We start from the raw sequence: 5,825 nt of genomic DNA, 5'->3' as shown, positions 1-5,825 counted from the left end.
GGGCTTATGGAATGTAAAAGTGTCGATTCCACTGATGGCAGGAATCTGACGAACATAATTGTATGGGCGAACTCTGTTCCAGTCGATGGTCAGCCCTTGGATAAACAAATCGTTCATACAGCACTCCATACTATATAATGTAAGAAACACTTAGCTCCGCTCAAACCCAAGATAGCGGGTGCCCTGAAAACTCAGCTTTCCAATGTCGCCCTCCACAAGCATTCCGTAGTCCGAACCACTTACGGTAAGCTCCATGCGGTCGCCGCTCTCTACCTGAAAGGTCACATAATAGGTCGTGAACGTATGCGCCATCGTATTGTCCGTATGGTGGTGAGAAACTTCCGTGCGCTTTGCCACCACCGTTGCCGGAACAGTCAGCCGCGGCGAATGGTTGTTTTTATTCCATGTGCTGATATTTCCGATGATGGTGTATAGGATCATACCCAAAACCACAAGGAACAGGATGGGAAACAGAATGCTGAACAGCATATCAATTCCAGCGTAAAACATCTTATTCCTCCAAAATTTCTTCCAGCAGGTCCTTTACATCGTCCAGAAAAGATTCTTCTCCGAGGGTGTTCACCTTGAAGAACACCGCTTGACTGCCGCCCGCTGTAATTGCAGACAGCCGAATCGGGCTATCTCCATTCTGGAACATGGTCAGTGTCAGACTCAAGCGGTTGCCGCCCATCATGCTGTACCGTTCAAACACACGGACACTGCACCGGGCATCGCCCTCTTTGAAATCACTGCCTGCCTCTAAATCTGCCGACCAACTGCTGTCCGGGATTTCATTTTCCAGCTTCCGAAGCAGCTTGTCAAAGTTTTTGTTTCGGATGGTCTTTTCAAAGATTGCCATAATGGTTCCTCCGTTCTGACAATTAAAATTCAGTCCCTTATTTTTGATACGAGCAGAGCCACAGGGAAATTGCGGAGAAATCGCTTGAAGAGAGGAATTTTGTCTAATTTGATTATAGCATATCTTTTGGAAGAACAAAATACTTTATGTACGCCGCCCGCAGGCGGCGAAAGTCAGTCCGGGGGAAATTCCAGTTCGGCAAACTCGGCATCGGTTAACAGTTTCAGCTTTTCGATAACGCCCTCCGACAGTTCCCGCAGGGCGGTCTCGTCCGGCATCAGGTAGCACTGCATGAGCCGCAGTTCGTGGATAAGCCCCATCCGGGTGCCGGTGTTGTAGAGCATCATCAGCATGAGTTCCTCATGGTCAAAGTTCATGGGCATCCCTCACTTTCCGGCAGGCGGCAGGATTGCACTCCGGGGCATCGCATTTTTCCTTGAGATTCATCAGCACCGAAGGACGTTCCGGCTTTGTATCCAGAAACCCCGGCAGTTCTTTGAAGCCGATGCTGTCCACATAATGCACAGACACCTCGCCATTGCATTTAAGTGCGATCACATCGCTGACCGACAGGCTGTGCCCCTCAAAATCCTGCGGACGGGAGAGGTTGAACATCTGAAATAGTTCTTCCAAAACCTCGTTGTTCGGCACATCCTGCCACATGGCGGGCAGATCAGCATAGTAGGTGACCTCGTAATGCTCCGGGTCTGGCGTTTTGCCCCGACGATGCAGTTCCCGCATGGAAGCAAATCTTTCATCGAGGATTTTTTCGTCATGCCGCAGCTGCATCACCATATAAACATCGCACCCTGCGTTCAGAAACTTCTGCGGGATGTCCGTCATGGGTTCATCGTCAAAATTCTGGTTCCATTTTTGCTGCATCATCCACCTCACAGTTCCGGTGCAGAACGTGCAGAGGATTTTGGCGCAGACGTATCACTTGCCAGTTCTGCCAGCTTTTCCAGTGTGGAAGGGCGATGGTCTGCACCCAGTTCCTCGGCTTCCGCAACCTTATCCATGACGGCATCGTAGTCCTGCAACAGCCGCCGCCCCTTTTCCATGTGGTGTGCTTCCAGAATCTGCTCACGGGCTTCCTGAATGGTCAGTTCCGGGGCATCCAACTGCCCGCCGTCCATCACGGAAAAATCGCTGTGGTAAATGGTGTAGTCCCATCCATCCTCACAGGACTGGATGGCAAGATAACCTTTGCCACCCAGTTCCCATGCGGCCTGCTCGTCCTGTGTCTGAATTTCGGGGTAGAAGTCTGCATGGTTCCGCTCCATGACCTCGGCAAACTGGCAGATGTGGAACACATTGCCCAGACCGCCCATGTCAAAGTGATAATCATCCAGATGTTCCACCCGTGCCGTAAAACTGCGCCCATCCGGGTAATCCACCTGAATCACTCCGCCATCGGGAATGCGGTAGAGGTCGTCATAGTGGCTGTTGATGAGACGAATATCCTTCGGCAGCGTTTCCGGCTCCCAGATGCGCCGCCTGCCGATGCCCGCCTGCGGGATGTTTTCGAGGATCTTTACGCTTTCCTGTTGGATGGCCTTACGGTCATCGTCCGAAAGTTCAAACAGATACCAGTTCCGGGCGGCAGGGATGGTGTTTTGTCCATCTGGCGGCAGATTCTTTTCCGAGATCTGCCCACTTTCCAGCGGCTCGCCAGTTACCTTGTTATAAGTGGCAAAGCCGACCCCTGCACCGTTTTCCCGGAGATGCAGATAGCGTTCATCGTTGATAAGGTAGACCGCTTCTTTTATCTGCTCCATCAGCACCCACCTTCAAATTCCAGCGAAAACTTGCTGCGGCCATCGGCTTCACAGGACAGCAGCACGGTGGCATTGTAGGTCTTGCCCTTGGCACTCTTGCAGTCTTTCAGGCGGACCCGGCCATCCCGCAGCAGCTTATCTGCCACATGAGCGTCCAGATGCTTGCCCAGACGCTTAAAGAACGCATTGTCCTTCCACAGTACGAAACGGCACTCTCGGTTCTCGCAGAACCAGCCCTTTTCACGCTCCACAACATTTGCACCGCAGTTCGGGCAGATACCAATAATCTTGTTTTTCATAAGCGCATTCGCTCCTTTTTTCATTTCCGTGTTCTTTACCAGTTCGGTAATCATCGTATTGATCTCGGTCATAAATTCGCTCGGCTCCATTTCGCCACGTTCGATTTGCAGCAGCTTTGCTTCCCAGTCGGCAGTCATATCTGCGGACTGAATCTGTTCGGGCATCACGGTAATCAATGCTTTTCCTTTGTCGGTGGGAATCAGTACCTTGGTTTTCTTGTTGCCCCTCCGCTCCAGAAAGCCCTTCTGCACCAGCTTTTCAATGGTGGCGGCACGGGTTGCCGGGGTGCCGATGCCCTGACGCTCCACACCCTCCGGCATACTGTCTGCACTGGCGGTTTCCATCGCATGAAGTAGAAGGTCCTCGGTGAAATGCTTCGGCGGGGACGTTTGCCCCTCTTTCAGTTCGGCACCGGCAACGCTGCACCGGCACTGCTCCTGCACATCGGGCAAAGCAACCGCTTCTTTCTGCTTGCCCAGCAGCTCGTCCAGCATTTTCCGCTCCACAGTTTTCCATCCCTCGGACAGCACAACTTTGCCTTTGACGGTAAATTCTTCACCTGCGCAGATGGTAGTCAAGGTGGTTTCTGCATAGCGGTGTGGCTCACCCACGGCGCAGAGCAGCCGTGCGGCAATCAGCCGCAAGACATTCCGCTCCCCGGCAGGGAGGGCGGCAAGGTCTGCTTTTGCCATGCTTTTCGTAGGCAGCAGCGCATGGTGGTCGGTGACTTTGCTGCCATCGATGACCTGTTGCACATGGATGGGAATCGGCTCCTCCACGGCAAACGCCCTGCCCGTGTCCGTCACCAGCCCCGGAAGGGATGCCGCCATATCCTCCGTCAAAAACCGGCTGTCTGTGCGGGGGTAGGTGATGAGCCTTTTTTCGTAAAGACTTTGGGCATAATCCAAGGTCTGCTGCGCCGTAAATCCCAGCAGACGGTTGGCATCCCGCTGCAATGCGGTAAGGTCATAGAGCTGCGGTGGGCTTTCGGATTTCTCCTTGCGTTCCATCTTTTGCACCGTGGCACGCCCCTCCTTTCGGCATTTGGAAAGCAGCAGTTCGGCATCCTCTTTTTGAGCAAACCGTTTGCTGGATGCCGTGCACCCGCTGGTCAGTTCCAGATCCACCGTGTAGAATTTCTCCGGCACAAAGGCGGCAATGGCAGCTTCCCGCACTACCGTCATGGCAAGCACCGGGGTCATAACACGCCCCACCGCCAGCGGTTGACCGTACAGACACGAAAAAAGCCGGGACGCATTGATGCCGACCATCCAGTCGGCACGTTCCCGGCAGAGTGCTGCATTGTACAGCGCATCGTATTCAGTTGACGGTTTGAGGTGGGCAAACCCTTCCCGGATGGCGTTTTCCTCCATGCTGGACAGCCACAGGCGGGAGAAGGGCTTTTTGCAGCCCGCTTGCTGGTACACCAAGCGGAAAATCAGTTCTCCCTCGCGCCCTGCGTCTGTAGGATAGTTCTCGGAGGTGACTTTTCTGACGTTGTTATTCAATGGCATCCAATGGGCCGATAAAGCGGTAGAAAATCTGGATTTTCTGGACGTATTCGCCATCGACCTTTTCCGCTTTGGATACCAGAATCTTGTCAATCAGCTGATGCAGAATCTTATAGTTCAGTTCGGTGATGCCAGCGCACTTGCTGACTTCATCAATAAAATCCTGAATCTTGTCCAGCTGATCGTGTTCAGCACGGCCTTCCCGCTCGTACTGCTCAATCTTGTCGGTCAGTTCAGCCTGTTCTTTGTCGTAGCGATCCGCAAGCATTTGAAAACGTTTCTCCGGGAGAAGTCCCTTTGATACGTCCTCATAAAGTTTTGCATACAGGTCTTCGATTTCTGCGATTCGTGCTTTACACTGCTTCAAATCCCGTTTGTGCTGCGCCCGGTCAGAGGACACCCGGAGGTGCATCTGATTTGCAATCTTCTTCACAAGGGCTTCCCGATTGCTCACAGCAGCCTTTGCGTGTGCCTGAATGTCTGCAAAGACAGCTTCATGCAGAACACGGGCTTCCAAATTGTGAGAGTCACAGGCTTTCGCACCATATTTCCGATAAGTGCTGCAACAATAAAAGGTCTGTTCCAGAACGCTGTTGCGTTTGCGCCTGTGCTCAACCTTGACTAACATCGTTCTGCCGCAGTCTGCACAGCGGATAATTCCCTTGAAAATATTGTCGTAGTCGGTCTTATCACACATAAAGCAGCCAGAACGGCTGTAAAGGATGCGCTGCACGTTCTCCCAACGGTCTTGTGGGATGATTGCTTCATGTGTATTCGGAACGATGGCACGTTCTTCAAACGGAATATAACGTCGCTTTTTGGATTTCATGGACACGGTGGGCTTGGCTTCGTAGATGATGTGTCCGGCGTAGACCGGGCTGTGCAGAACCTGACTGATATAGGCATTATCCCAATCATACATCTTTTCATCATCAATAAAGCGGCCAAACATCTCTTTCTTGTAGTAACACGGCTTCAGAACTTTTTCATCGTGGAGCCGCTTGGCGATGCGGTGAAGCCCCAGCCCTTCCTCTGCCATTGAATAGATGTACTCAACAACAGGGGCGGTGTTCGGGTCAATCACAAGGTGATTGTGGTCGGCAGGGTCTTTCTGGTAGCCAAACGGTGCGTTGCTGGAGATATACTTTCCGCTTTTCTTGCGTGTCCGAAGGGCACTCTTGATTTTTCGGGAAGTGTCTTTGGCGTACATTTCATTGATGATGTTTCTGAACGGAGCAATATCCATCTGGGATTGCTCGTTGGAATCATAACCATCGTTGATTGCAATATAGCGGACACCGTGCTCAGGAAAGAAGATTTCCATATACGTTCCGGTTTCGATGTGGTTGCGTCCAAGTCGGGACTGGTCTTTGGTAA

7 protein-coding genes are annotated in these 5,825 nt (G+C 52.2%); all 7 read right to left on the bottom strand.

From position 1 onward, the window contains the following. Positions 1-150: 150 nt before the first annotated feature. Positions 151-510, bottom strand: a complete 360-nt coding sequence (locus tag P0G09_RS15245; RefSeq protein WP_275253071.1) for a DUF2500 domain-containing protein — start codon at positions 508-510, stop codon at positions 151-153. A gap of 1 nt (position 511) precedes the next feature. Further along, on the bottom strand, positions 512-859 hold the full coding sequence (locus P0G09_RS15240) for a DUF6054 family protein (RefSeq protein WP_005921745.1): 348 nt from the start codon (positions 857-859) through the stop codon (positions 512-514). A gap of 173 nt (positions 860-1,032) precedes the next feature. Beyond that, positions 1,033-1,236 (bottom strand): transposon-transfer assisting family protein, encoded by a 204-nt coding sequence (locus tag P0G09_RS15235; RefSeq protein WP_275253070.1) that lies wholly within the window; start codon positions 1,234-1,236, stop codon positions 1,033-1,035. After that, positions 1,226-1,744 (bottom strand): YodL domain-containing protein, encoded by a 519-nt coding sequence (locus tag P0G09_RS15230; RefSeq protein ID WP_275253069.1) that lies wholly within the window; start codon positions 1,742-1,744, stop codon positions 1,226-1,228. The genes P0G09_RS15235 and P0G09_RS15230 overlap by 11 nt, the downstream gene beginning before the upstream one ends. 5 nt (positions 1,745-1,749) lie before the next feature. After that, positions 1,750-2,637: an LPD16 domain-containing protein gene (locus P0G09_RS15225; RefSeq protein WP_117476774.1), complete on the bottom strand. Its 888-nt coding sequence runs from the start codon at positions 2,635-2,637 to the stop codon at positions 1,750-1,752. Next, positions 2,637-4,451 (bottom strand): DNA topoisomerase, encoded by a 1,815-nt coding sequence (locus P0G09_RS15220; RefSeq protein ID WP_275253068.1) that lies wholly within the window; start codon positions 4,449-4,451, stop codon positions 2,637-2,639. The genes P0G09_RS15225 and P0G09_RS15220 overlap by 1 nt, the downstream gene beginning before the upstream one ends. Further along, a partial coding sequence (locus P0G09_RS15215; protein WP_275253067.1) for a recombinase family protein occupies positions 4,438-5,825 on the bottom strand: 1,388 nt, incomplete at its 5' end. The genes P0G09_RS15220 and P0G09_RS15215, both read right to left, overlap by 14 nt.

It is taken from the genome of Faecalibacterium sp. DFI.5.82, from assembly GCF_029076575.1.
Taxonomy (GTDB): Bacteria; Bacillota; Clostridia; order Oscillospirales; family Ruminococcaceae; genus Faecalibacterium; species Faecalibacterium duncaniae.
This window is presented reverse-complemented; position numbering and strand designations above follow the sequence as displayed.

Excerpts from the sequence above, each read along its gene's own strand:
- P0G09_RS15235 (WP_275253070.1), bottom strand. The coding sequence starts at position 1,236 with ATGAACTTTGACCATGAGGAACTCATGCTGATGATGCTCTACAACACC.
- P0G09_RS15240 (WP_005921745.1), bottom strand. The coding sequence starts at position 859 with ATGGCAATCTTTGAAAAGACCATCCGAAACAAAAACTTTGACAAGCTG.
- P0G09_RS15225 (WP_117476774.1), bottom strand. The coding sequence starts at position 2,637 with ATGGAGCAGATAAAAGAAGCGGTCTACCTTATCAACGATGAACGCTAT.
- P0G09_RS15245 (WP_275253071.1), bottom strand. The coding sequence starts at position 510 with ATGTTTTACGCTGGAATTGATATGCTGTTCAGCATTCTGTTTCCCATC.
- P0G09_RS15230 (WP_275253069.1), bottom strand. The coding sequence starts at position 1,744 with ATGATGCAGCAAAAATGGAACCAGAATTTTGACGATGAACCCATGACG.
- P0G09_RS15220 (WP_275253068.1), bottom strand. The coding sequence starts at position 4,451 with ATGCCATTGAATAACAACGTCAGAAAAGTCACCTCCGAGAACTATCCT.